This is a genomic window from Janthinobacterium paucivorans (genome assembly GCF_051380805.1).
GTDB classification, from domain to species: Bacteria; Pseudomonadota; Gammaproteobacteria; order Burkholderiales; family Burkholderiaceae_D; genus Janthinobacterium; species Janthinobacterium lividum_D.
Genome location: NZ_JBNYXR010000005.1, coordinates 231,139 through 255,615 on the forward strand (window position 1 = coordinate 231,139; position 24,477 = coordinate 255,615).

Annotated in this window: 19 protein-coding genes; 14 read left to right on the forward strand and 5 right to left on the reverse strand. The window is 59.0% G+C overall.

The features are described from left to right. Nucleotides 1-98 precede the first annotated feature (98 nt). A complete protein-coding gene (locus ACQ4V8_RS08580; protein ID WP_436571236.1) occupies nucleotides 99-1,343 on the forward strand; it encodes a glycosyltransferase in 1,245 nt (414 codons plus the stop codon). Here ACQ4V8_RS08580 and ACQ4V8_RS08585 read toward each other — a convergent pair. Continuing rightward, entirely contained in the window at nucleotides 1,319-2,425 is a 1,107-nt protein-coding gene (locus ACQ4V8_RS08585; protein ID WP_436571237.1) for a glycosyltransferase family 4 protein, read from the reverse strand. The genes ACQ4V8_RS08580 and ACQ4V8_RS08585 overlap by 25 nt on opposite strands. 338 nt (nucleotides 2,426-2,763) lie before the next feature. Here ACQ4V8_RS08585 and ACQ4V8_RS08590 point away from each other — a divergent pair, with 338 nt between their 5' ends. The 10 genes from ACQ4V8_RS08590 (at nucleotide 2,764) to ACQ4V8_RS08635 (ending at nucleotide 13,670) form a co-directional block, all read left to right on the forward strand. Further along, nucleotides 2,764-4,044, forward strand: a complete 1,281-nt coding sequence (locus ACQ4V8_RS08590; RefSeq protein ID WP_010395879.1) for a nucleotide sugar dehydrogenase — start codon at nucleotides 2,764-2,766, stop codon at nucleotides 4,042-4,044. A 55-nt stretch (nucleotides 4,045-4,099) separates the two neighbouring features. Continuing rightward, nucleotides 4,100-5,122, forward strand: a complete 1,023-nt coding sequence (locus ACQ4V8_RS08595) for a DUF354 domain-containing protein (RefSeq protein WP_010395881.1) — start codon at nucleotides 4,100-4,102, stop codon at nucleotides 5,120-5,122. A gap of 73 nt (nucleotides 5,123-5,195) precedes the next feature. After that, nucleotides 5,196-6,287, forward strand: coding sequence for a Gfo/Idh/MocA family protein (locus ACQ4V8_RS08600; protein ID WP_043461041.1), 1,092 nt, complete (start codon nucleotides 5,196-5,198; stop codon nucleotides 6,285-6,287). A gap of 47 nt (nucleotides 6,288-6,334) precedes the next feature. Then, a complete protein-coding gene (locus ACQ4V8_RS08605; protein ID WP_043461044.1) occupies nucleotides 6,335-7,225 on the forward strand; it encodes a hypothetical protein in 891 nt (296 codons plus the stop codon). Then, a complete protein-coding gene (gene wecB, locus ACQ4V8_RS08610; protein ID WP_070345581.1) occupies nucleotides 7,222-8,331 on the forward strand; it encodes a non-hydrolyzing UDP-N-acetylglucosamine 2-epimerase in 1,110 nt (369 codons plus the stop codon). The genes ACQ4V8_RS08605 and wecB overlap by 4 nt, the downstream gene beginning before the upstream one ends. A 148-nt stretch (nucleotides 8,332-8,479) precedes the next feature. Continuing rightward, entirely contained in the window at nucleotides 8,480-9,634 is a 1,155-nt protein-coding gene (locus tag ACQ4V8_RS08615; RefSeq protein WP_010395889.1) for a nucleotidyltransferase family protein, read from the forward strand. A gap of 20 nt (nucleotides 9,635-9,654) precedes the next feature. Then, entirely contained in the window at nucleotides 9,655-11,109 is a 1,455-nt protein-coding gene (locus tag ACQ4V8_RS08620) for a mannose-1-phosphate guanylyltransferase/mannose-6-phosphate isomerase (protein ID WP_010395891.1), read from the forward strand. Nucleotides 11,110-11,289: 180 nt separating this feature from the next. Next, the gene (locus ACQ4V8_RS08625; RefSeq protein WP_010395894.1) at nucleotides 11,290-11,844 is read left to right on the forward strand and encodes an FxDxF family PEP-CTERM protein; all 555 of its coding nucleotides are present in this window, start codon (nucleotides 11,290-11,292) and stop codon (nucleotides 11,842-11,844) included. Nucleotides 11,845-11,928: 84 nt separating this feature from the next. Beyond that, on the forward strand, nucleotides 11,929-12,507 hold the full coding sequence (locus tag ACQ4V8_RS08630) for an FxDxF family PEP-CTERM protein (protein ID WP_010395896.1): 579 nt from the start codon (nucleotides 11,929-11,931) through the stop codon (nucleotides 12,505-12,507). A gap of 134 nt (nucleotides 12,508-12,641) precedes the next feature. Beyond that, nucleotides 12,642-13,670, forward strand: a complete 1,029-nt coding sequence (locus ACQ4V8_RS08635; protein ID WP_010395898.1) for a TIGR03790 family protein — start codon at nucleotides 12,642-12,644, stop codon at nucleotides 13,668-13,670. A 45-nt stretch (nucleotides 13,671-13,715) separates the two neighbouring features. Here ACQ4V8_RS08635 and ACQ4V8_RS08640 read toward each other — a convergent pair whose 3' ends face one another. Further along, entirely contained in the window at nucleotides 13,716-14,444 is a 729-nt protein-coding gene (locus ACQ4V8_RS08640) for a PEP-CTERM sorting domain-containing protein (RefSeq protein ID WP_436571238.1), read from the reverse strand. 466 nt (nucleotides 14,445-14,910) lie between these two features. Between ACQ4V8_RS08640 and ACQ4V8_RS08645 the strand changes: the two genes are divergently transcribed. Further along, nucleotides 14,911-17,910, forward strand: coding sequence for an ExeM/NucH family extracellular endonuclease (locus ACQ4V8_RS08645; RefSeq protein ID WP_436571239.1), 3,000 nt, complete (start codon nucleotides 14,911-14,913; stop codon nucleotides 17,908-17,910). 9 nt (nucleotides 17,911-17,919) lie between these two features. Continuing rightward, nucleotides 17,920-18,558, forward strand: a complete 639-nt coding sequence (locus ACQ4V8_RS08650; protein ID WP_010395903.1) for an NF038129 family PEP-CTERM protein — start codon at nucleotides 17,920-17,922, stop codon at nucleotides 18,556-18,558. A gap of 449 nt (nucleotides 18,559-19,007) precedes the next feature. On the opposite strand, the gene ACQ4V8_RS08655 is transcribed toward ACQ4V8_RS08650, so the two are convergent. From ACQ4V8_RS08655 to ACQ4V8_RS08665, 3 genes are all read right to left on the reverse strand, one after another. Next, the gene (locus ACQ4V8_RS08655) at nucleotides 19,008-19,466 is read right to left on the reverse strand and encodes a protease inhibitor I9 family protein (protein WP_436571240.1); all 459 of its coding nucleotides are present in this window, start codon (nucleotides 19,464-19,466) and stop codon (nucleotides 19,008-19,010) included. Between the two features lie 116 nt (nucleotides 19,467-19,582). After that, nucleotides 19,583-22,735 carry a S8 family serine peptidase gene (locus ACQ4V8_RS08660; RefSeq protein ID WP_010395905.1) on the reverse strand — a complete coding sequence of 1,051 codons (3,153 nt, stop codon included), beginning with the start codon at nucleotides 22,733-22,735 and terminating at the stop codon, nucleotides 19,583-19,585. A gap of 36 nt (nucleotides 22,736-22,771) precedes the next feature. Further along, a complete protein-coding gene (locus ACQ4V8_RS08665; RefSeq protein WP_010395906.1) occupies nucleotides 22,772-23,530 on the reverse strand; it encodes an NF038120 family PEP-CTERM protein in 759 nt (252 codons plus the stop codon). A 465-nt stretch (nucleotides 23,531-23,995) separates the two neighbouring features. On the opposite strand from ACQ4V8_RS08665, the gene gspG reads away from it, so the two are divergent. Beyond that, nucleotides 23,996-24,439 (forward strand): type II secretion system major pseudopilin GspG, encoded by a 444-nt coding sequence (gspG, locus tag ACQ4V8_RS08670; RefSeq protein WP_196856956.1) that lies wholly within the window; start codon nucleotides 23,996-23,998, stop codon nucleotides 24,437-24,439. Nucleotides 24,440-24,477: the final 38 nt, after the last annotated feature.

Genomic DNA, 24,477 nt, shown 5'->3' on the forward strand with positions numbered 1-24,477 from the left:
ATGTACTGGTCAATAGGGCTACCTTTATGTCATTGTTGCAATAACAAACCTATGTTCGTGATACTATTTACATAATTTTGATTTTGCAGGATTTGTAAATGCGTAAGAAAGTGACGAGTGTGTTGCCCGCTTTTGATCGGTTGAGAGTTTTGCAACTGGTGCCTGAGTCGCTGCCAACGTTTCGCGTGGATGTCGCGACCTTGTTTGGTAAATATCTTCCACGCGTTGGTATTGAGTGTGATCTGGTGGGGAAGCCAGGTGGGGTGGCAGCGGTAGCTGCGACGGGCTTTTCCCGTGTGCGTATGGCAAGTCCCATCGGTGGCCGGTTACGCCGGGAATGGTCGTTTCTTTGTACCTGCCTGCATGCGCTGCTGAAGGCTGATAGGCGCTCTTGCGATATTATCCAGGTACGCGACATGGTGTCCATCGGCACTTTGGGAATGGTTATTGCTCGTTGCAAACGCGTTCCATTTGCCTATTGGGTATCATTCCTGATGTGTGAAGCACGTATTGATCGCGCTCGTGCCCAACTGGCTGCAAACGGAGGACTACGCAATCGTCTGATTTTGCTCAAGGGATTGGTGGAAGAGCGCATTTTGTACCGTGTGTTATTGCCACGTGCACAGCATGTTTTTGTGCAAAGCGAAGCGATGTTGCAATTAATGCTAGATAAGGGGATTCCACGCGAGCGCCTGACTGCGGTGCCGATGGGAGTTGATACTCAGGAGCTTGCCTCGTCACCTGTCCGTGGTCAACGTCCATTGGGCTGGAGCAGCGGCCCCTTGATTGCTTACCTGGGCACTCTTGATGCCAGCCGTCAGATCGAGCGGATGATTGATGCACTGACGATAATACGTAAAAGCTATCCTGATGCGCGTTTGCTGTTGATTGGTAGTGCGGCCTTGCCGCAAGATGCCGGAAAACTGCGCGCGCGCGCGGAGGCAGCGGGACTGGCGGACGCAGTACGCATTACCGGCTGGTTGCCTTCGCCGCAGGCCTGGACTTTATTGGCTGGCGCCGATGCCGCTGTTTCATACTTTCCAAGAGGCTTGATTCACGATGTGTGTTCACCAACCAAGCTTCTGGAGTATCTTGCGCTTGGTATTCCCGTCGTCGCCAACGACAATCCAGACCAGGTTCGGGTGTTGCGCGACAGCGGTGCTGGCTGGCTGGTGGACAGTTCGACCGAAGCGATGGCGGAAGGTCTGCTGCAGATCCTGCGTGATCTTCCATCGGCCCGCGCGCGTGCCGGTCTTGGCCCTGCGTATATTGAAGCGCAGCGTAGCTATGGCGTCATTGCGGAAGCAGTAGGGCAATCTTACCGACGCATGGTTCCGGGCTGACCGTCTGCTAGTGTTATGTACAGACTTAGCAAGGCATTGCGTACCTGCACTGCATGGTGATTTTCAGCGACATGAATGTGGGCGGCTTGAACCAGGCGCTGATGCAGGGCTACGTCCTCCCACACTCGCAGCAATTGTGTCGCAAATGCCGCAGCATCCTGCGCAGGGGCTAGCAAGCCATGTACTTCATGTTTTATCAAATCGGGGATACCTCCCACGTTGGTGCTTACGACCGCAGCGCCACAAGCCATGGCTTCGAGTAGCACCATCGGCTGTGCCTCCGTGTGTGATGCTAGGGCCAGTACACGGGCGCGCCGCAGCAAGGCATTTTTTTCATCGGGACCTATCCAACCTGGAAAGCTCACCTGCTCGCTTACTCCAAGCGTGACGGCTTGTGCCTGCAGTTGCGCCAATGCAGGGCCGCTGCCGGCCATGATCAGGCGGGCGTCAGGATTTGTTGCAAACAGGGTGGAAAATGCCTGCAGTAGATCTTCCACGCCTTTTGCCGGCAGCAAGGCGCCCAGATACAGCAGCAAGGGAGCGCGTTGAGCCGCCTGTCTTTGCGTATTGGTGCTTTCAAACAGATGGGCGGGTATTGGATTGGGCCAGAAGCGTAATGGCACCAAAGGCGCGACTTGGCGTAGCCATGTTGCGGCCGGGGTTGAAAGGCATAGCAACTGATCGCTATGCCGAATTGTGGCGAAGGCGCAATAACGCTTCCAGGTCGGTAGTGCTTCGATGAAGCGAATAAAGCCACCGCTATGTAGGTGGAATATGATTTTGCGCCGCCACAGTACTGCGAGCCAGATAAACACGGCTTTACGCCAGAAGCTGGCGTCGGAAGCGACATGTACATGGAGAACCTTGCCCTTGCCGCGCATTAGCAAGCTGGCGTAGCTATATAGCGCCTTGGTGGCTGTGATGAGTTTGTGTAGCTTGCTGCCGTCGCTGAAGCTGGCCAACAAGCGTACTTGTCCGTTGTTAAACAGGCCAGATTCCACATATACCTTTATGACGCTTGCCATGCCTCCCTGGGCTTGGGGGTCGGGCCCTATCATGACGCACAGAGGGGTCTTACTCATAATGCCCCCTTGAACTGAAGTTGTGCTACCAAAAACGAACGTAATTTGTGGCATGTGTGCATAAAGCTCGTCAATATTGTCATGGAAAAGATAGGGATGGCGATCTGAATCAGGGGTTCATGTTTCTGTGCAGACCTTGTAAGTTTCCTGGTCCGTAGAGAGTGCGGGATGAAGTTGCATCAGAGGCAAGGTGTTATATGTATAATTTTATTGTAAACAGAGACACTCTGTGCACTGCACCAATTGCATTTTATACTATAATAAGGGTCTCTTTTACAATATTTTCGTCATGCTCCTGGTTTGTGCTGGACATGTCTTTAACTGCTTGAAAGTCAAATATGAACATTGTTGCAGTGATAGGTCTGGGCTACGTGGGATTGCCCCTGGTCGTAGAGTTTGGCAAGCTGGGACGTACCATCGGCTTTGATATTTCCGTTGAGAAGGTTCAAGCTTGTCAGCGCGGCACGGATCCTTCGCGTGAATTGAGTGATCAGCAGATGGCTTTGGCCGTGCACGCCGAGTATTCGTTCGAGCCGAAGATACTGGCTGAGGCCGACATCATCATCGTCGCCGTGCCGACGCCCGTCGACCAGGCGCACAATCCGGATTTTTCGCCCTTGATCGGGGCTAGCCGGACGGTCGGGCAGTACCTGAAGAAGGGCGCGACCGTCGTGTATGAATCGACGGTATACCCCGGCGCCACCGAGGAAGTGTGCATACCCGTGTTGGAAGAGGTCTCCGGCCTGAAGTGGATGCAGGACTTTTTTGTCGGCTATTCCCCCGAGCGTATTAATCCTGGCGACCGCAAGCACATGTTGACGAATGTCATCAAGGTCGTCTCGGGCGATACACCGCAGACGCTCGAGCGCGTGGCCACCATGTACGAGACCATCGTCGAGCCGGGCGTGCATCGCTGCTCCAGCATCAAGGCGGCGGAAGCCTGCAAGGTGATCGAAAACACCCAGCGCGACTTGAATATTGCACTGATGAACGAGTTGGCGATTATTTTCGACAAGATCGGCATCGATACGTCGGAAGTGCTGAAGGCGGCTGGCACCAAGTGGAACTTCCTGAAGTTCTCGCCGGGTCTGGTGGGCGGTCATTGCATCGGGGTCGACCCGTACTATCTGACGCACAAGGCAGAAATGCTGGGCTACCACCCGCAGGTGATCCTGGCCGGGCGCCGCATCAACGATGGCATGGGCAAGTACATCGCCGAGCAGACCATCAAGAACATGATCGCTTCGGGCAGCTATATCAAGGGCGCCCGCGTCAATGTGCTGGGACTGACGTTCAAGGAAAACTGTGCCGACTTGCGCAACTCGAAAGTGGGTGATGTCATCCGTGAATTGAAGACTTACGGCGTGGAAGTGTTTGTGCACGATCCGTATGCCGAACAGGAAGAAGCGATGCACGAGTATGGCGTGCGTCTGTTCAGCTGGGAAGAGCTGCCGCGCGCTGACGCCATCGTGGCGGCCGTATCGCACCAGCAATTGCTTGATTTGCCAGTGGAAGAGCTGCAGCGCAAGCTGATCAAGAACGGTTGCTTCATCGACGTCAAGGCGTGCTTCGACCAGCAGGCGCTGGAAGAGGCAGGCATCAAGGTCTGGCGCCTGTAAGGGCCGACGCCGGACACGGGCGCGGCATCTTTTTTTATTGTTGTAAGGGTAATTCATGCGTATCTGGTTTGAACTGACCAACTCGCCGCACATCAATATGTTTGCGGCCATGATCCGCGAACTGGAACGCGAACACGAGGTTGTAATCACGTGCCGGCCGCTGGCCAATACGGTCGAGCTGCTCGACCTGCATGGCTTCAAGTACACGGTGGTGGGCAAGCATTACGGCGGCAAGCTGTCGGCCAAGCTGTTTGGTTTCCCCGTGCGCGTCTACCAGCTGTGCCGTTTTCTGAGAGGCAAGAAGATCGATGTGGCGATCTCCCAGAGTTCCTTCCATTCGCCGGTGGCGGCGCGGCTGATGGGCATACGTTCCATCTACATGAATGATAACGAGCATGCGGCAGGCAATATCCCCGCGTTCCTGTTTGCCAACAGCATCATGGTGCCGGAGTTTCTCGGCATGGAAAAACTCAAGAAGCAGTGGGCTAATCCGCGCAAGGTCTTGCATTATCCTGGCGTGAAGGAAGGCATTTACCTGTGGGAACTCGACCAGCGGCTCGGCGCCAATGTCTTGCCGCAGCGGGCCGGGCGTGCGCGGCGGGTGGTGTATATCCGTCCGGAACCTTGGACGGCCCAGTATTACAAGGGCAGTCGCAATTTCCTTGATGAGTTGCTGCTAGGTATGAAAGACCACGTCGACATCATCTTGTTGCCACGCGGGAAAGAGCAGGGCGTGCACTACCAGGAACCCAAGTTTGCCGGCGTGCGCGTGGTGACCACGGCGCTCGACATCGCCGATATTGCGCCCGATTGCGACCTGTTTATCGGTGCTGGCGGCACCATGACGCGCGAGATGGCGGTGCTGGGCATCCCTACCATTTCTGTCTATCAAGATGCCTTGCTCGACGTCGACTGCCACTTGCTGGAGGCGGGTGCCTTCGAGCACTGGCCCAGCTTGACGGCCGCGCAGGCGCTGGCCTACCTGGACAGCGCCACGCAGAAACCACCGAATCGTAGTTTGCTGGAAAAGGGCCGTGCCGCGTATGACATGGTCAAGCGGCAACTCGTGGATAGATAATATTTGATTAACAACATCCGGGCGATGGCGGCACAGGCCCCGTTGTCCCGGCAGCGCTAAAGGACAGGATATTATGATACGCCTCGCAGTAGTAGGCTTGGGCAAGATGGGCTTGTCCCACCATTCCATGATCAATGCACATCCCGGTGTCAAGCTGGCGGCCGTCTGCGACGCCACCGGTTACATGCTCGACATCCTAGGGAAATATACGGGCGTGAAGACTTATACGGACTTCGACGTCATGCTTGAGGAGTTGGAACTCGATGCAGTGATCATCGCGACGCCATCGAGCATGCACGGCAAGATGGTACTGGCCGCGCTGAACAAGAATATCCATGTGTTTTGCGAAAAGCCGTTCTGTCTCGACACGGTGGAAGGCGAGCAAGCCACCCTCCTGGCGGAGGAAAAAGGTCTGGTCAACCAGGTCGGCTATCACTATCGCTTCGTTGGTGCCTTCCAGGAGGTCAAACGCCTGCTCGATCTGGGCGTGATCGGCGAAGTGACGCACATGCTGGCCGAGGCTTACGGTCCGGTGGTGCTGAAGCCGAAAGGTTCCACGTGGCGTACCCAGCGCTCGGAAGGCGGCGGTTGCCTGTATGACTACGCGGCCCATCCGCTGAACCTGCTTAACTGGTATTTTGGCGCGCCGCGCGGCGTGGGCGGTTCCGTGCTCAACAAGATTTTCTCGGCTGACACGGACGATGAAGTGTTTTCCACCCTGTATTACCCTGACGGCAAGAGCGCCCAGTTGTCCGTCAACTGGAGCGATGAGTCCTACCGCAAGATGTCGACGAAAATCAGCGTGTGGGGCAAGAACGGGCGCATCTCTGCCGACCGCCAGGAAGTCCAGGTCTACCTGCGCGACGCCAGTGGCGCGCCGGAAGGCTATGGCGAGGGCTGGACCGTGCGCAATACCACGGAATTGACGGAACCAGTCGATTTTTACCTGCGTGGCGAAGAATACTCGGCCCAGCTCGATTATTTCGTTCGTTGCATTGTCGATAAGCGCGCGGGTGATAACGTCAACTCCTTCGCTTCCGCGCTGGCCACAGACCGCGTCATTTCGATGCTTATCGCCGATGCGGAAAAGGGTCCAAGTGTGCTGTCCAGCGATGCTTTGCCGGAACTGCCGAAAAAGAAAAAAGGTTTCTTTTTTGGCCGCTGACAGCCGGCGCAGCTGGATTTTGATACGAAATATGAATGGAGCAGGAAATGGATCAACTCGATCGTTTGTTATTTGGTGATAATCAGTTCTTCGGTGTAAATCATATGTCTGAGGAAAAAGCACGGGCCCAGGCCATGCGCTTTCAGGATATCAAGGCCGTTATCGGCGTACTCGATAATGCATACGATGAAGGAGTGAAATCCTTCATGTGCACGACGCATGACCGTATCGCGCAGGTATGCGATCACATGCGCGCCGACCCGGTACGCTACAAGGATTTCAAATTTATGCCTTGCATGCCGTATGCCCACAAGTATGCCAATGCCGTCACGGAAGACGGCATCATGGGCGCACTCAAGCGTTTCACGCCCGACGAAGGCTTCCTGAATGCTGCCTTGCGTGGAGGCAAGGCATTGGCGACCAAGGATATCGAAGGCATCATCACCTTGCTGGTGGACGCGGAAATGAAGATGTTCGCCGGGCTGAATACGCCCGTTATCTTTCTGCAAAACGTGGTGGTCGATCTGTTGCTGGGCCTGGGTTTCAAGGAGGCCTTCTCGATTTTCGCCAACCACGTACGCAAGCGCTACAATGCCGAGCCTGGCTTCATCACGATGAATTTGCCGATGCTGCTTGACGTGCTCGAAGAGCAGGGCATCGACAACCCCATCGTCTGTTCGAACATCAATAAAGTGGGTTTCCGCATGTCTGGCGGTTTTGATGCCTACCAGAGCGCTTTGCGCGATCGCAAGTTTCGCGCGATCGCCATGTCCGTCTTCGCTTCGGGAGCCATTGCGCCCGAAGAGGCGATTGAATGGGTATGCCAGCAGCCGAACATCGAGTCGATTGTTTTTGGCGCTTCCAGTCGCGGCAATATCCGCAACACGCGCGAGCTGGTGGACCGCTACTGGCGAGCCGGGCAGGAGCAGACTTCATGAAGATGATCTACCTAGTGGCTGGCGCGCGCCCCAATTTCATGAAGATCGCGCCCATCGTGCGTGCGCTGCAAGGCCATGCGCGCCTGGCATACAAGATCATCCATACGGGCCAGCACTACGACCGCGACATGAACGACGTGTTCTTCGAAGAACTGGGCATTCCCGAGCCGGACGTATTCATGGCGGCCGGCGGCGGCACGCACGCGGAACAGACGGGCAAGATCATGCTGGCCTTCGAGCAGCTGTGCCAGGCCGAGCGGCCCGCCGCGGTGCTGGTGGTAGGCGATGTCAATTCAACGCTGGCCTGCTCGATTGCGGCGAAAAAGCTCGGTATTGCCGTGGCGCACGTGGAAGCGGGCTTGCGCAGCGGCGACATGAGCATGCCGGAAGAAATCAACCGTCTCGTCACTGACAGTATTTCGGACTGGTTCTTTGTCACAGAACCGAGTGCCGTCGAGCATCTGCGGCGCGAAGGCAAGGCCGATGCCGCCATCCATTACGTGGGCCACGTGATGGTCGACAACGTGTTGTACCAGGCTGAAAAACTGGGCCGTGAGTCGCCGCAGCAGTTTGAAACGTCGCCCTTCAAGGCGGCGCATAGCGTTGCCGGCGCCCGCTATGGCGTGGTGACTTTACACCGTCCGAGCAACGTCGACAGCGCCGAAGACATGCGCAAGGTGGCCGGTGCGCTGGTCGAGATCGCCGCCGAGCTGCCCCTGATCTTTCCCGTGCATCCACGCACGCGCGCCAACCTGGACAAGTTTGGCATCGATCTGGGTCCGAACATCACGCTGGTGGGGCCGCAAGGCTACATGGCCTTCCTCAATCTGTGGAAGGATGCAGCACTGGTGTTGACCGACAGTGGCGGTCTGCAGGAAGAGACCACGGCGTTGGGCGTACCCTGCATTACGATACGCGAAAATACTGAGCGTCCCGTTACCGTCGACGAGGGCAGCAATGTCCTTGCCGGTACAGATCCTCTGCGCATCGTGGCCGAGGCGCGCAAGGTGTTGCGCGGCGAAGGCAAGCAGGGCCGCCGTCCGTACCTATGGGATGGCCAAGCCGCGCAGCGCATTGTGGCACAACTGGACCAAGAGTTGGCATAGGCACTGGCAGGCAAGCGATAGGCTGGAAGAGGATGAGACTGGTGCACAGGGCGGACGCGGATAGCGCCGCCCAAGCGCCGGCATTGTTCTGCTGAGATGCCCGCCGGAGGTCGCATCCACCCCAAACAACGATGGAAAGCGATCCACCATGAAAGCAATGATTTTAGCGGCAGGCAAGGGCACGCGCGTGCAGCCCCTGACCTATGATTTGCCCAAGCCCATGATCCCCATCCTGGGCAAGCCCGTGATGGCATATCTTGTGGAGCACCTGGCGCAGCATGGCGTGACCGACATCATGGTCAACGTCAGTTATCTGCATGAAAAGATCGAGGGGTATTTCGGCGAAGGCCACCAGTTCGGCGTGCGCATCGGCTATTCCTTCGAAGGTTATACGAATGATACGGGCGAGGTCGTGCCACAACCGCTGGGTTCTGCTGGCGGCATGAAGAAGATCCAGGACTTTGGCGGCTTTTTTGACGAAACGACGATCGTGCTGTGCGGCGACGCCTTGATCGACCTCGACCTGCAAGCGGCCTTGCGCGAACACCGCAGCAAGGGCGCGCTGGCGTCCGTCATCACACTAGAAGTGCCTTGGGACAAGGTATCGAGCTATGGCGTGGTGGTCAGCGACGCCGATGGGCGCATCCGCGCCTTTCAGGAAAAGCCGGCGCAGGCAGATGCGCTGTCCAATTGCGTCAGCACCGGCATCTATATTTTCGAGCCGGAAGTACTGGACCTGATACCTGGCGACCGCCCGTTCGATATCGGTTCGGAACTGTTTCCTCTGCTGGTAGAGCAGGGCTTGGCTTTCTATGCGCAAAAGTGCCAGTACAACTGGATCGACATCGGCAGTGTGAAGGATTACTGGGAAGTGTTGCAAAGCGTGCTGATGGGAGAAGTTGCCCAGTTGCAGGTACCTGGCACCCAGATTGCCGATGGCGTGTGGGCTGGCCTCAATACCAGTATCGACTGGCGTGGCGGCACGCGTATCGAAGGCCCCGTCTACATCGGCTCGGGCTGCCGTATCGAAGCGGGAACCACTATCATCGGCCCCACCTGGATCGGTCACGGCAGCCATGTCTGTAGCGGCGCCGAAGTCGTGCGCAGCGTGCTGTTCGAATACACGCGTGTGTTGCCTGGCGTGGTACTTGATGAAATGATCGTCTTCAAGGATTACAGTGTCGATCGCGCCGGCCAGATGCGCCACGTATCCGATTACACGAGCGATGCCTGGGGCAATGCACGCGACCGGCGCCGCCAGCGCCGCGAAGAAGCGCCGCCGGCACTGTGCGCTTCCTATTAAACTGTTTGCCAAGTGAAACCATGAACATTTACCCAGTCATCCTGTCCGGTGGTTCGGGCACCCGTTTATGGCCGCTGTCGCGCGTCGTGCTGCCCAAGCAGTTGTTGCCGCTGGTCACCGACAAGAGCATGTTGCAGGAAACCGCGTTGCGTGTCAGCAGCCTGCCGAACCGCCGAGCCGGCGACAGTGCGCTGGCCGAGTTCGACCTCATGCCGCCGCTGGTGGTGTGCGGCAATGAACACCGCTTCATGGTCGCCGAGCAACTGCGCGAGATCGGCCTGCCGCCGCTGGGCATCCTGCTCGAGCCGGTGGGGCGCAACACGGCGCCGGCCGTGGCCGTGGCCGCGCAATACCTGTTGGCTATCGACCCGCAGGCGCTGATGCTGGTCTTGCCAGCCGATCACGTGATCACCGATGTTGCCGCGTTTCACCAAGCCATCGCCGAGGCGGCACTACTGGCGGCCGAGGGCGCGCTGGCCACCTTCGGCATCGTGCCCACGGCGCCCGAAACGGGTTATGGCTATATCCGCAGTGGCGCACCCGTGAGCCCGGGCGCCCTGGGCTGCAAGGTCGAGCGTTTCGTGGAAAAGCCGGACCTCGCCACGGCGCAGACGTTCCTTGCCGCCGGTAATTATTTCTGGAACAGCGGCATGTTTCTGTTCCGCGCCGAACGCTATCTGAGTGAGCTGGGGCAATTCCAGCCGGCCATGCTGGCCGCCAGCGAGGCGGCGGTGCGCGATGGCTACCGCGATCTCGATTTTTGCCGCCTGGAAGAGAAGGCCTTCGCCGCCTGTCCATCCGATTCGATCGACTATGCCGTTATGGAGCATACGGCGCATGCGGTGGTGCTGCCGGCCGCCATCGGCTGGAGCGATGTCGGTTCGTGGTCGGCCTTATGGGAAGTGCAGCCGGCTGACGGCAACGGCAACGTGGTGCGCGGCGACGTGTATCTCGATGGCGTCAGCAATTGCATGGTGCGCGCCGAGCGCCGCATGGTCGCTGTGTTGGGCGTGCAGGATTTGATCGTGGTGGAAACGGACGATGCCGTCCTGGTGGCGCACAAGGACCAGGTGCAGCGCGTGAAACAGGTGGTCGATCACTTGAAGCAGGCGGGGCGCAGCGAACACGTGCAACACCGCAAGGTGTATCGCCCTTGGGGCAGTTATGAAGGCATCGATATCGGCGAACGCTTCCAGGTCAAGCGCATCATCGTCAATCCGGGCGGTAAGTTGTCGCTGCAGATGCACCATCACCGCGCCGAACACTGGGTGGTGGTCAGCGGCACTGCCAGCGTCACCTGCGGCGAGAAGGTGACTCTGCTGACAGAAAATGAATCGACCTACATCCCCATCGGCATGACGCATCGGCTGGAAAACCCGGGCAAACTGCCCTTGCATTTGATCGAAGTGCAATCGGGTAGCTATCTGGGCGAGGATGATATCGTGCGCCTGGAGGATGTTTATCAGCGAGTATGAGCTACAGTTTTTACAATATCTCCACAGTGAAACTATTGGCCTTAAGAATGATGCCATAAGGTAACTTTATATTAAATATTCGTCAACATAAAAAATTACTTTATGTTATGATGTCATCTGGTTTTGTAAGATAACTCATGTGGATGCAAATGTATCCGCAACCACGGCCGGGGAAATCGCATGAAGAAAAATACATATTCGGTACTGTCCGCGCTGGCATTTGCCGGCTCGGCGTTGTTCGCGCAGTCAGCCTTTGCGGCACCCGTCGACATCAGCTCCATGCCTGGCGTCGTCAATCTGGCAGCGGGCGGTTCGCTGACCTTCGGCGATAAGTTCAAAAACAATCAAAAGAGCAATTTTTTCAATGACATGTTCAAGTTCAATGTGGCGCAGGCCAGTGACCTGAGCGTGGTATTGAGCTCGCGCAGCAGCAGTGATAAGAACGGCCTGAACCTGACAGGTTTCGGCTTGTACAGCAGCGTTGGCAATACCTTGCTGCTCGGTGGTAATCAGTTGTTGACCGGGATTGATGATAAATGGACCTTGTCGTATGCCCACCTGGCTGCCGGTTCCTATTACTTGAAAGTCAGCGGCAACGTGGTGTCGAATACGGGCGCCGCTTTCAGTGCGAACGGCAGTCTGGTATCGGCCGTGCCTGAGCCTGGGACGTATGCGATGTTGCTCGCTGGCTTGGGCTTGCTGGGTTTCATGGCACGCCGTCGACAAAAGGCTTGAGCCCAGCTGGGCTGATTGGCACCCTCGTTTGCATTTCCATCCCGCAGCTGGCCTGAGCCGGTTGCAGTCATCTTGGTGAAAAGTATGAAAAAATTTCTGAAATCCCTGTTTGTGGCAGCCATGTTTGCCGGCAGCAGCCTGGCAGCCCATGCGGCGCCGGTTGATATCAGCCACGCCACGGTAGACCTGACGCAAGACTTGCTCGACTATTCCAGTAGCGATCTGCTAGGCTCGTTTTCGTTGGCTCCAGGCCAGTTGGCTGGCGCGGGCAATAACTTTTTCAGCGACAAATTCACGTTCAGCGTCCAGGGTCTCAATGACCTGAGCGCACTGGCGACGTCGCTCAAGCCGAGCGCTAATTCCGGCCTGACATTGACCGGCTTCAGTCTGCGTAATGCCAACGGCATTCTGTTCAAAGGCGCGCTTGACTTGATTAATTTCACAGCGAAAGACCAGGCGTGGTCGTTGCAGTCCGGTTCCATGCCTTTGGCTGCGGGCAGTTATTTCCTGCAAATTGATGGTTATGTTGCTTCGCCAGCCGGCGGTAGCTATAGCGGCATCCTGGCAGTTACGCCGGTACCTGAACCAGAAACCTACGGTATGTTGCTGGCGGGCTTGGGCCTGGTCGGCTTCATGGCACGCCGCCGCAAGCTGCAGGCTTGAAGATAAAAAATTCTGTACATGAAACGGAGGCTGCGGCCTCCGTTTTTTTTTACCGTCGGATGATGTGGGGCTATAATCGTCACGCACAATGGGCGGCCGCTGCATGGCTGTTTCGATCTTTCTCAACGACGATATTGACCTTGCATAAATCTCTCTTCCTTTCGCTGGCGCTGGCCGCCGGCATCGCACATGCCGACGCGCCATCCATGGCGCCAGGATTGAATGCGCTGCAATTGGCTGTTGTGATCAATGACGCCGAACCGAACAGTATCGAAGTGGGGGAATATTACCGCCAGAAGCATGGTATTCCTGCCGCCAATGTCGTGCATGTGCATATCCCGAACAGGCCGCGCAAGCTGAGCATGGACCAGTTCGCGCAACTGAAGGAGCGCATCGACGCGCAGTTGAAGCCGGGCATCCAGGCGGTGCTGATGGTGTGGAGCGCACCATATGCGGTCGAATGCAATTCGATCACCTCTGCTTACACATTGGGTTATGATGCCGGGCAGTGCGCCAAGAGCTGCAGCGCCGGCAAGGCAAGTACTTATTTCAATAGTGATGCCGGCCAACCGTTTAGCCAACTGGGCTTGCGTCTGTCGATGTTGCTGCCGATTGATTTTGTCGACGAGGCTAAGGCGGTCGTCGACCGCGGCTCCGTTAGCGCTTTTTCCGTACCGGCCGCCAGTGCCTATTACCTCAATACGAGTGAAGGTGCGCGCAATAGTCGCGCGGCATTTTTTCCGCCGGCCGGGGTGGTGCGCCAGCGTAAGCTGACGATTAAGAACATGAAGGCAGATGTGTTGGAAGGCGCACAAGACATCATGGTGTACCAGACGGGCATGGCGAAGGTGGGCAAGCTGGAAACCCTGCGTTTCCTGCCCGGCGCCCTGGCCGACCATTTGACGTCGTTTGGTGGTGATTTGCAGGGTACCGCACAGATGAGCAGCCAGCGTTGGCTGGAAGCAGGCGCTACCGCCAGTTACGGCACGGTCAGCGAGCCATGTAATTACTGGCAGAAGTTTCCCAATCCCACGGTGCTGCTGCGCCGTTACCTGGGTGGCATGACGGCGCTGGAAGCGTATTGGGGCAGCGTCGCCTGGCCTGCCCAAGGCTTGTTCATTGGCGATCCCCTAGCCGCACCTTACGCTACTTTCCGGCGCTGACTGTAGACGGGCAGATGAAAAAAATGGCTCTTATGAGCCATTTTTTTATGCCTTGCCGTTGCGGCGGCGGCCTATCCAGCTCAGCAATCCCAAGCCCGCCAGTAGCATCAGATAGGTTTCCGGTTCCGGCACCGGAGGAATTGGCGGTATCACGATGTTCGAGCCGCCACCACTGCGGTCCAAGCCGCCGCTGGGGCCACCACCGCCGACACCACCACCACTACTACCAGCAGCCGGCGGCGCGGTGTTGCCGCTCGACAAGATCAGCGGTTCATACACGTCGCCAGCGGCCAGGGCGCGGCCAGCTTGATAGCCACGGCCTTCGATGGCCCGCTCTTCCTGGGCATAGATGAAGTCGCGGCTGCCGAATTGGTATTTACCCGTGCTGGCCAGCAGGCTTCCACTAGCGCCGTAGCCTTCATTGACGGCTTGGTCCTGGGCGTTAGCCAGGCGGTGGTCATTGCCAGAAAAGGCCGGTGTGCGCAATACCTGGTCTGACACGCCCGTGCCGAATTCGGGCGTCGAGCCGACACCGTTGTTGCTGCGCGAGCCAAAGTTGACGAAACCATTCGCTAGCCTGCAGGCGCTGCTTGAACTGTCGGGGTTGAATTCGCCTGCCTTGCCTGCGCTATCCGCATTGCCCGCTTCGCAGCGTTTGCCGTCCGCATTGGCCTGTGCTGTCGCTGTTTGCGCCTGTGCCATTCCCGCCGACATGAACAGTGCTGCCGCCATGGCGGCGCAGAAAGCAGTGTGGTGCTTAAGTGGTTTTAACATGGTGTATCTCTTTAAAATGCCCCCGAGCGTCGCGCTGGCGCGCTGTCCGTTCGTGATGCGATTAGTATTGCTACCGGTAATGCGACCTTTGTGTGCATCGCCGGATGAGCATTCCAAGAGACAAGCGAGGCTCGGGCCTGTTCTCATTGTCGCGGTATTGTTATTGCGAAGCTGCTTATCGTTGTCCACAATAAAACTTATTTGTTTTAAATATATCATATTTTCTCGCTGGCGTCTTTTATTTGCGTGTCGCACAGCACTGTGAATTGCTAAAAAATATGTCCATCCCCGCATCAAAAGAGGCCGGTAGGCACGGTTTTTACGCCATTCAACTTAATCAAATGTCATCAAGTTGTCATCCCCGGCCTTTAATATGCAAATAACAAGTCTGAAATACTTTTGTTAATTGTAGCGTGCCGGCCGATCATGTGGGGCCGGCGTCATTTATTTATCGACCGGGATCTTCATGCACACTTCGTTTTCCCCCTTGCGCACGCCGCTGCGCTTGACCGTCATGGCCGCCGTTCTGGCCAGTCTGTCCTTGCCAACAGTGGCTTTGGCTGCTTCCGATATCGTCATCAGCCAGGTATATGGCGGTGGCGGCAATACGGGGGCGCTGTATCGCAACGATTTCATCGAACTGTTCAACCGCGGTGCCAGCCCGGTGAACCTGAGCAACTGGAGCGTGCAATATGCGTCCGCTGGCGGCTCAAGCTGGGCTGTGACGGCCTTGCCGGCTATCGATTTGCAAGCCGGCCAGTATTTGCTGGTCCAGCAAGCCAAGGGTACGGGCGGTACGCAGGACTTGCCCACGCCGGACGCCTCGGGCAGCCTGGCCATGTCCGGTACAGCGGGCAAGGTGTTGTTAAGCAATAAAAAGACGGCCCAGACGGGCACCAACCCCGCGGGTGCTGCCATCGTCGACCTGGTCGGTTTTGGTACTGCCAACGGCTTCGAAGGCAATGTGGCGCCCGCGCCATCGAATACTCTATCTATTGCGCGCGCCAATGGTGGCTGCGGCGACACGGACGATAACAGCGCCGACTTCGCCTCCGGCAGCGTGACACCGCGCAACACGGCTTCCCAGCGCAACATGTGCGGCGGCCCCGTCGTACACCAGATCCTCACCACCTGCCCCGCCAGCCTGGCCTTGGCCGTGGGTAATGGCGGCAGCGCCGTGCTGCGTGCCGCCGATGTCGATGGCATCGTGAATGCGGCAAGTGTGATTTCCCCGGCCGTCGCTGGCATCAGCCTGGCCAATTTCAGCGCCGCTGGCGTGGCCGGCGAGAGCGCAAGCGTCAATTTGCGGGTGGCCGCTGGCGTGCCAGTGGGTAATTATCCTGTCGTCGTCAATTTCAGCAATGACCAGCAGCAAAGCGTTAGCTGCAAGATCGATGTTGCCGTGCAAGGCTTGGCGGCTGTCAGCCATACGATTCCACAAATCCAGGGTTCGGGCGCGGCTAGCCCCTACGCCAATTCCGTGCAAACGACGCAGGGCGTGGTCACCTTGAAAGTGGGCACGGGCTTCTTTATTCAGGATATGGCCGGTGACGGCGACCCGTTGACGTCGGACGGTATTTTTGTGTACACGGGCGCGACGGTCAGCACCGTGCAGCCGGGCGAGCTGGTGCGCGTAACGGGCACGGTGTTCGAGTACACCCCGACGGGCGCGAAAAATTCCTACACGGAATTGAAGGACGTGACGGCCATCCTGACGCAAAGCGCGGGTCACAGCATCGTGCCTGTGAACGTGACCTTGCCGAACGAAAATCTGGCCGCCGTGGAAGGCATGCTGGTGCGCTTCACGCAACCGTTGACCGTGTCGCAAAACGCCTACCTGGGCGCGCGCGGCGAACTGAGCCTGTCGGCGGGACGGCGCGAAGTGCCGACCAACCGTTATCCGGCCGGCTCGGCCGAAGCGCAAGCCTTGATCGCCGCCAATGCGGATAACCTGATCGTACTCGACGATGGCATTTTCGTCACGCCGTCGAGCATTCCTTACATCGGCCAGGATGGCACCGTACGCAGCGGCGACACGGTGTCGGACTTGACGGGCGTGGTCGATTTTGGTGCTATCGGCGGCGGTGGCGCCGCGTATAAACTGCAGCCGACGCAAGTGCCGCAGTTTTCGCGCGACAACTCGCGCACGGCAAGGCCGGAGCTGTCGCCAGGCAACGTCAAGGTGGCCAGCGCCAACGTGCTGAACTTCTTTACGACCTTTACCAATGGCAATAATATTTTTGGCCAGACGGGGCAGGGTTGTACTTTGGGCAGCTCGACTGCCAAGAGCAATTGTCGCGGCGCCGATAATCTGGCCGAGTTCTTGCGTCAGCGTGACAAGATCGTGGCCGAGCTGCAAGCTATCGACGCGGACGTGGTGGGTTTGATGGAAATCCAGAACAATGCTGAAATAGCCGTCACCTATCTGGTCGAGCAGCTCAATGCGGCCATTGGCGGCGTTACTTACGCGGTGGTGCCGAAACCAGCAGCGACCGGCACGGACGCCATCCGCGTGGCCATGATCTACAAGCCTGCCAAGCTGGGCCTGGTGGGCGGTGCTTTGTCGGACGCCAACGCCATCAACAACCGTCCGCCGATGGCGCAAACCTTCCGCGCCGCGAATGGCGAAAAATTCTCGCTCGTCGTCAACCACCTGAAATCGAAGGGTAGCTGCCCATCGAGTGGGCTCGACGCTGACCAGAATGATAGCCAGAGCTGCTGGAACGCCATGCGCGTGAAGCAGGCACAGCGCCTGATGGGCAGTTTCGTGCCGCAGGTGGCTGCTGCCGCCGGCGACGCCGACGTGCTGGTCATCGGCGACTTGAATTCGTATGGCGCGGAAGATCCGATCCAGGTCATCACGGGCGCCGGCTTCGTGAATGAACTCGAGCGCTTCGTGCGTCCGTCGGGCATGCCGTATTCGTATGTGTTCGGCGGCCAGAGCGGCTACCTCGACCATGCGCTGGCGAGTGCCTCGCTGAGCCCGCAAGTAGTCGACGTGGCCGAATGGCATGTGAATGCGGACGAGCCGGAAGTGATCGACTACAACATCGATGCGGCCAAGCCACAAGACTTGTACAACGCCTTGCCTTACCGCGCCTCGGACCACGATCCCGTCGTCATCAGCCTCGACTTGCAACCCGCCTACCGCGATATCACGGCCGGCGTGGCGCAAGCCAGTTCGGGCCTGACGTACAACCGTGTGACGCAAAAGTACACGGGTACATTTGCCTTCACCAACAAGGGCACGACGGCCATCAGCGGCCCGTTCCAGGTGGTGTTCGGTGGCTTGCCGGCCGGCGTGACCCTGGCCAATGCCAGCGGCAGCCATGCAGGCGCGGCCTTTGTCAGCGTTAATGCGGCCAGCCTGGCGCCCGGTGCGACCGCATCGTTCGCCGTCAGTTTTACCAATCCGTCGAAAGTGACGATCAATTATTCCGCCAGCATCTTTGCCGGCAAATTCTAAGGAACTATCATGTTGACTACGAAACTACATCTGACCCTGCGCCGCGTCGCGCTGGCCGCCATGCTCGCCGCCAGCAGCAGTGTGGCGCTGGCGGACCCGCTTGGCTATCACGTGGAAATCGATACCCGCGCCTTTTCCGGCGCCGGTTTCCTCGACTTCGCCTTTATCGCTGGCAATGACCCTGCGCCGGGCGCCAGTGCCACCTTGAGTCATTTTTCGGGCGCGTTCGGCGCACTGGAATCGAAGGAAGGCAGCGTCAGCGGGAGCTTGCCCGGCACTTTGGTCTTTGGCAATAGCGGTGCCTACAACGACTGGTTTCATCATGTGACCTTGGGTGGCAAGTTCGGTTTCAACATCGTCTTTAGCGGCGATTTCCTGAACAAGTCCGGCAACGTGGGCACGACCTTTGGCGTGGGCTTGCTCGATGCCTCGGCCACGTCCTACCTGGGCAATGTCAATGGCAATTTGCTGCAATTCGAACTGACCCCGCTCAACGGCGGCTTGCCCGCCAGCATAGCCGGCAGCACCTACGCCAGCATCGCGACGATCTCGGCGGTGCCGGAAGCGTCGGAATGGATGATGTTGACGGGCGGCCTGGCACTGATCGGTTTTGCCCTGCGCCGACGCCAGTCTGTTACGCCAGCATAGTCCTTGCAACGTGAACACAGCGCGCCCATGGCCCGCTGTGTTTTTTTTCATCAAAAATCTGACTCCGGTTGAAACCCCGTCCTTCAGGGCGGTAGCGAAGGAGTAAATTTCCCGGCACCGACCGTAATGCCGTTAAGTTAAGAGTTTTGGCCTGATTGATGAGCGCCAGTAAATTCGCTCAACCCAGAGGCAAAGAGCTGGGGTCGGACCCTCAGGGTCCGACCCCAGTCCTTGTTCTTGGGCTAAAAATAGCATCACTAACACTAACTTAACGGCATTTGGCACCGACCGGGCGATTTCCTACGTAGCGCTTGGGGAGGGGATATAAACCCCTTCCCAAGCTTATTTAATCGACAGGCCCATCGGCCTGGAGCCATTCAATTGCTTTTCAGGCTGTTGCATTTCCTCATGGACCATCGGCGCGGCATCGCGCTGCGCCTGCTCAGCCATTAGCGCTGGTCTTGCGGCGGGGCCTGTTTCTTTCCATTGCTGTCGCTAGTATGCGTGTGTTCGACGCTAGTGGGCGATACCTGCGCCACGTCCGGGCTCGCTCTCAGGCGCGCCACCTCGTCCGGCGTCAGCATGGCCGCGAAGCCGTTCAGAGTGACCGTGTAGCGGTATTGCACGGGCGCCCCGGCCACTAAGGCCAGCACGGCGCGCTGGCGCTCTTCCAGGTAGGCCGTGTAGCGGCGCGCCGCCTCGCTGCCGGTGTCGAGGCGACTGCCCTCCGAGACGGTGGGAACGAGGCCGGCTACGCCCCCCGTGTACGAGGCCAGCGGCGCATCCTTCAATTGCACGATGTAGCTGTGTCGCGCTTGCTGCGCCGGTTTGTGCTGCTCCGTCTGCACGGCACCGGCCAGGCCGGCGACTGCGGCAATGATGATAAATATCCAGTTTTTCGAGGGCATGGCAGGCTTTCCAGGCGGTTGTGAGGTCGTTGTCATGCCGATTCTACGCTTGTATCGGCGACCCATAAAAAAGCGCGCCCCGCAGGGCGCGCTGTGTTGCCGATCCAACGGTGTGCTTACAGCTTGGCGTCTGTTTTCACGTTGCGCATGCTCGGTACGGCAAGCGGCAGCGGGCTGTTCGTTTCCACGGACAGTACGGTGGTGGAGGCCGCCGCATTGTTTCCATCAAGGAAGACCACGCCGCCCAAGTAGCGCTTGCCCGTTTCCAGCGCCGACCAGCTAATGCCGGCCGTGGCGCTGCCGCCCACATACACCTTGCCTGGCAGGGTAGCTTTCAGGTTGCCGCCTTTGTCGGCCGTCGTGACGACCGCTGACGACAGGCTGAAGCCGGTCGATGCGCCGTTCGCCAGTGCGTAACCGACCACGCACAACTTGTAGCTGCCTGTCGCCGGGGTAGTCACACTGATCGACTCGTTCGAGCCGGAATTGGTCGAGGTGGCAACGGTCGCTCCAGCGCTGTTGAGTAGCACCAGGTCGAGGTCATTGCCGGCGCCTTCCGTGGTGTCGCGGTCGAAGGTTTCGAAGCGTGCCACCACCGTGTTGGCGGGAATGCTCACATTGACCACGCGCACGCCGCTGCCGCCTGCCTTACAAGCGGTGACTATCTGCGCCAACGTTTCCACGCTACCCTGCGGGGCCTGGCTGATGCTTTGCTCGCTGCGTGCCACTTCCTTCAGGCCGCCCGTCGCCGCGCCGACCTTGCCGGCAAAGCCGGTGGACAGAGTCAGCGAGCGCAAGCCGCTGACCTTGTCGGCCCGCAGTAATGCCGGCGACTGCACCGCGCGACCCGAGCGGGCAGTGACGGGGCTGCGGACCGTGTGCACGCCGTCGCTCCACACGAGGGCGCCGTACTGCCATGCGTTTTCCGGCGCCGTGGTGCGCGTCAGCGTCACGGTAAACGACTTGGTTTCTCCGGGCGCCAGCACCAGTGTGGCAGGCGCCACCGCCACGCTATAGCCGCTGACCGAGGCGCTGGCTGTGTAAGTGGCGCTGCTGCTGCCCACGTTGGTGACGCGGCGCGTCACCGTTTGCACGCCCAGCACGTTGCCGATGGTGATCGACGGCACGTTCAGGTTGTAGCCGGCAATGGTGCCGCCCGCACATTCTGCCGTCATGCCGACGCCGCACATGTATTTTTTGTAGTCAGCCAGGCTGGCGTCATACACGAGGCCTGGATCGGCGGCCTTGTTCGGCGTCACGTGGCCGGCGCCCTGGCCCCATGGCAGGATGCCGCGCGCGTCACCGGTCTGGGTGTCGGGCAGGGTGGTGCTGCCGGTGGTCATCAGGGCCGACTTGATGGCGGCAGGGCTCCAGCCAGGATGCTGCTGGCGCAGCAGGGCCGCCAGGCCGGCCACGTGCGGGCTGGACATCGAGGTGCCTTGCAGGAAGACATAGGCTTGCGCCGGCGTCAGGCTGCCATCTTGCACCGCGTCGCGCTGCGCGCGCGACAGGGCAGGCGAACCGCCGGCCAGGATGTCCACGCCAGGCGCGGTGAGGTCGGGCTTGAGCAGATTGGCGTCGTACAGGTTCGGGCCGCGCGAGGAAAAGTCGGCCACTACGGGGGCGGCAGGGCCGTTGCCCGTGGTGACGAAGCGCGAGATGGCCGCCGTGGCCGCTCCCGTTTGCGCCTGGGCGTTGATCAGCGCGCCATCGGCGGCGCTTACATGCACGGCCGGCAGCACGTGCGGATCCGATACCAGGCCCAAGCCCGTATCGACCAGCACCATGCCTACGCCACCGGCGTCGCGCACGGCGACGCCCTTGTCGGTGCGCGCCGTGGTGCCGCGCAAGCAGCTGACGACCTTGCCTGCGACCTTGGCCGGATCGAGCAGGGCTACGCCGCCGTTGTCGCCGGCGCGGTAGCACAGGGCCAGTTTTTGCGCATCGGCACCGGGCAGGCCCGCATCTTGCGCGCGGATCAGGGTGCTCGCTGGCAGCGGGTTGTAGTTGAGCGAGGCGCCCGTGTACCTGGCGCCATTGCCCAAGGTCACGCTGGCCTGGTTGGCGCGGTTGTGCGTCGAGGCGGCCACTGTGGTGATCCATGGGCTGACGTGGGCCACCGTGTTCGCCGGTCCCGCGTTGCCGGCCGAAGCGGCAACGAAGACGCCCGCGTTCGACGCGTGCAGGAAGGCTTGCTCGACGGGGTCGTTGACGCTGCCGCCGCCGCTGATCGAGTAATTGATCACGTGTACGCCGTCCTGGACGGCTTTTTCAATCGCCGCCACGCTGTCGCCGCCGTAGCAGCTATTTTTTGCGCCCGTCGGCTGCGTGTCCAGGTTGTAGGACCAGCACACTTTGTAGACGGACAGGCGGGCGCGTGGCGCCACGCCGGAAATGGCGCCCAACGGCGCGCCGTTTACGGTCACTGGCACGCCCGCATTGCCGCCCGCGGTGGACGAGGTGTGCGTGCCGTGGCCGCCTTCGCCGCTGGGGTTGCCAACGGAATCGCGCGGTGAGGTGAATTCGCTCCAGTGCTGGATCTTGTCCGTTTCGGTCAGGCGCACGGCATTGAAGTATTGCGCGCCGAGCAGCTTGTTATTGCAGTGCTCTTGTGTAAAGCCCTCGCCCGTCTGGCAGCTGCCCTTCCAGGCGGCAGGCGCGGCGCCGTATGCCAGCGTGGCGTTCGGGTCGAAGGTAGGGATGCCGTTGGCGTCGACCTTGTCCGCATACGACAGGTTTTCCGGCCACACACCGCCATCGACGATGCCGATGATGATGTCTTCGCCTGCATGCTGCTTGCCGCCCAGCTGGCTCCACAGGCCACCGGGCTGGTCCAGTCCCAGGAAGGTTGGCGTGTAGTTAGTTTGCAGTGCGCGCGGCTCGTCGGGGGCGATGCTGGCCACTTCGCCGCTGGCCTGCAATTGGCGCACTTCGGCATCGGTCAGCAGGGCCGAAAAACCGTTGAGGACGATCTTGTACTGGTATTGCACGGGGGCGGCGGCGACGAGCGCTTGCACTCGGGCTTGTTTCTGCTCGAGATAGTCGCCGTACAGCTGCACTTCCGCGCTGGCCAGGTCGAGGCGGCCGCCGGCAGCAGGCTGGGTTGCACCGAGGCCTGCTACCGAGCCGGCGTAGGAAGCGATCGGCTTATCGGTCAGTTGCACGATGTAAGGACGGCGCAGGTCGTCGGCCTGGGCCTGGAAGCTCAGGCTGGCAAACAGACTCAGTACGGCGAGTGACATGGGACGTAAAGCGGGACGGAAGGTCATGTAGGATTTCCTGTAACGGTGGCGGAAAGGGGAAAATCAGGCTTGCTGGCGGCGACGCGCCGCGAAACCAACGCATGCCAGGCCGAGCAGCAGCATCGCGTAGGTCGATGGCTCAGGTACCGAAGCGACGATATTGTCGAGCGCGAACTGGCCCTTGTTGGTACTGAAGGCGTTGCAATTGCCGGCCGTGTTACAAGTGAAACCGAAGAAGGCCAGCGAGGCGAATTGCTGGCTGCCGAAGTTGGCGCTGGTGTTGTAGTGCTGGAACTGGAAGTTGCCGCCGACTGGGCCGCCCAGCTGATACGTTTCATACAGGGAAGAACCGTTAGCATAGAAGCCTTGCACGCGCAACAGACCTGCCACCGCCGGGTAAGTAACACCCTGGGCGTAGCCGATGAAGCTGGCGTCGAAGCCTTGCAGGCTGATACGGCCGCCCGGGTTCAGTGGATCGAGGTAGGCGATGCCATCGTTGAGCGATGCATAGTAATTGCTTGTATTGTTGGTCGGACACGCCATGCCGCAGGCGGCCGGGTCCGTGCCGTCGTACACCGCGCCGACCAGATCGCCAAAACTGGCACCAGCCGCATTCGAGGCACCCGTGAGCCGGAATTTTCCGATTTCCAGAGCGCTGCCATGGCCGACATACTGGCTATCGAGATTGTTAAAATTGATCACATCAGCCATGGCGGCTGGTGCGCAGGCGGCGGACAGGGCCAGAATGGCGGCGCCGGTCCATTGTTTGGCCGAGAAAGGACTTGCTGCGGAAACTACCTTCGGATGCACGATACGAGTCATGAATTTTCCCTTGGTGATTATGTAGGATGCAATATGCTTTGCGTTTGGCTGCTTTTTTCTGCGCGGTTAGACACTACGAATACGCAGAAAAGCGATTTTTACTATAGCAAAAGCGACAATTCTATTGTTTTATATTCTTGCAAATTTAATTTGAAAGTTACAAATAATGAATGAATAATATTCATCGTGTACTATGATTTGGTAACCAAAAGTAGATGGTTTTCGGATTGAAAATAGTCGAGTAATCCAGCAGCCAACGCAGCGCGCGCGGCACGGCGGCCGTTTCGCGCGCACGCGATGGTTTCCCCCTGCAATTTGTTGTTCGCAGTACAAATAAAAGATTGTATTAACCATAAGCGGCATGGTAGGCTGATAAGGATCGGGCAAGCGCGTGTCGCCCGGGTGCGGCGATTCGCCGCGCGTAGCGATGCAATGGATTGAAGGCAGGCGATAGGGAGTTAGCGGATGCATGCAGCACACAGGCAGAACCTTGCGGCAACACGCGATGCGCGTGGTTTTACCTTGCTCGAATTGTTGGTCGTGATCGTGATCATCGGCTTGCTGGCGGCCTATGTCGGCCCCAAATATTTTGCCCAGTTGGGCAAATCGGAAGTGACAGTGGCCAAGGCGCAGATCGAGGCGTTTGAAAAATCCCTCGATACCTATCGCCTCGACGTAGGGCGCTATCCCACCACGGAAGAGGGCCTTGCCGCGCTGCTGGCCGCGCCGCCCGCCGCCGGCACGCGCTGGAATGGCCCCTACCTGAAAAAGGCCGTGCCACTCGACCCGTGGGGCCATGCCTATCAATATCGCGCGCCCGGCAGCAAGGGCGAATATGACATCGTTTCGATGGGCAAAGATGGCCAACCTGGCGGCAGCGGCGACAATGCCGACATCAGCTCGCAGTAAGGCCTGCGCGCTTACTCTTTCTCCACGGACAAGCCATC

Coding starts and splice junctions, on each gene's coding strand:
- ACQ4V8_RS08605 (WP_043461044.1), top strand. CDS start 6,335: ATGGATCAACTCGATCGTTTGTTATTTGGTGATAATCAGTTCTTCGGT.
- ACQ4V8_RS08600 (WP_043461041.1), top strand. CDS start 5,196: ATGATACGCCTCGCAGTAGTAGGCTTGGGCAAGATGGGCTTGTCCCAC.
- ACQ4V8_RS08650 (WP_010395903.1), top strand. CDS start 17,920: ATGTTGACTACGAAACTACATCTGACCCTGCGCCGCGTCGCGCTGGCC.
- ACQ4V8_RS08665 (WP_010395906.1), bottom strand. CDS start 23,530: ATGACTCGTATCGTGCATCCGAAGGTAGTTTCCGCAGCAAGTCCTTTC.
- wecB (WP_070345581.1), top strand. CDS start 7,222: ATGAAGATGATCTACCTAGTGGCTGGCGCGCGCCCCAATTTCATGAAG.
- ACQ4V8_RS08630 (WP_010395896.1), top strand. CDS start 11,929: ATGAAAAAATTTCTGAAATCCCTGTTTGTGGCAGCCATGTTTGCCGGC.
- ACQ4V8_RS08595 (WP_010395881.1), top strand. CDS start 4,100: ATGCGTATCTGGTTTGAACTGACCAACTCGCCGCACATCAATATGTTT.
- ACQ4V8_RS08655 (WP_436571240.1), bottom strand. CDS start 19,466: ATGCCCTCGAAAAACTGGATATTTATCATCATTGCCGCAGTCGCCGGC.
- ACQ4V8_RS08660 (WP_010395905.1), bottom strand. CDS start 22,735: ATGACCTTCCGTCCCGCTTTACGTCCCATGTCACTCGCCGTACTGAGT.
- ACQ4V8_RS08615 (WP_010395889.1), top strand. CDS start 8,480: ATGAAAGCAATGATTTTAGCGGCAGGCAAGGGCACGCGCGTGCAGCCC.
- ACQ4V8_RS08625 (WP_010395894.1), top strand. CDS start 11,290: ATGAAGAAAAATACATATTCGGTACTGTCCGCGCTGGCATTTGCCGGC.
- ACQ4V8_RS08645 (WP_436571239.1), top strand. CDS start 14,911: ATGCACACTTCGTTTTCCCCCTTGCGCACGCCGCTGCGCTTGACCGTC.
- ACQ4V8_RS08590 (WP_010395879.1), top strand. CDS start 2,764: ATGAACATTGTTGCAGTGATAGGTCTGGGCTACGTGGGATTGCCCCTG.
- ACQ4V8_RS08580 (WP_436571236.1), top strand. CDS start 99: ATGCGTAAGAAAGTGACGAGTGTGTTGCCCGCTTTTGATCGGTTGAGA.
- ACQ4V8_RS08620 (WP_010395891.1), top strand. CDS start 9,655: ATGAACATTTACCCAGTCATCCTGTCCGGTGGTTCGGGCACCCGTTTA.
- ACQ4V8_RS08640 (WP_436571238.1), bottom strand. CDS start 14,444: ATGTTAAAACCACTTAAGCACCACACTGCTTTCTGCGCCGCCATGGCG.
- gspG (WP_196856956.1), top strand. CDS start 23,996: ATGCATGCAGCACACAGGCAGAACCTTGCGGCAACACGCGATGCGCGT.
- ACQ4V8_RS08585 (WP_436571237.1), bottom strand. CDS start 2,425: ATGAGTAAGACCCCTCTGTGCGTCATGATAGGGCCCGACCCCCAAGCC.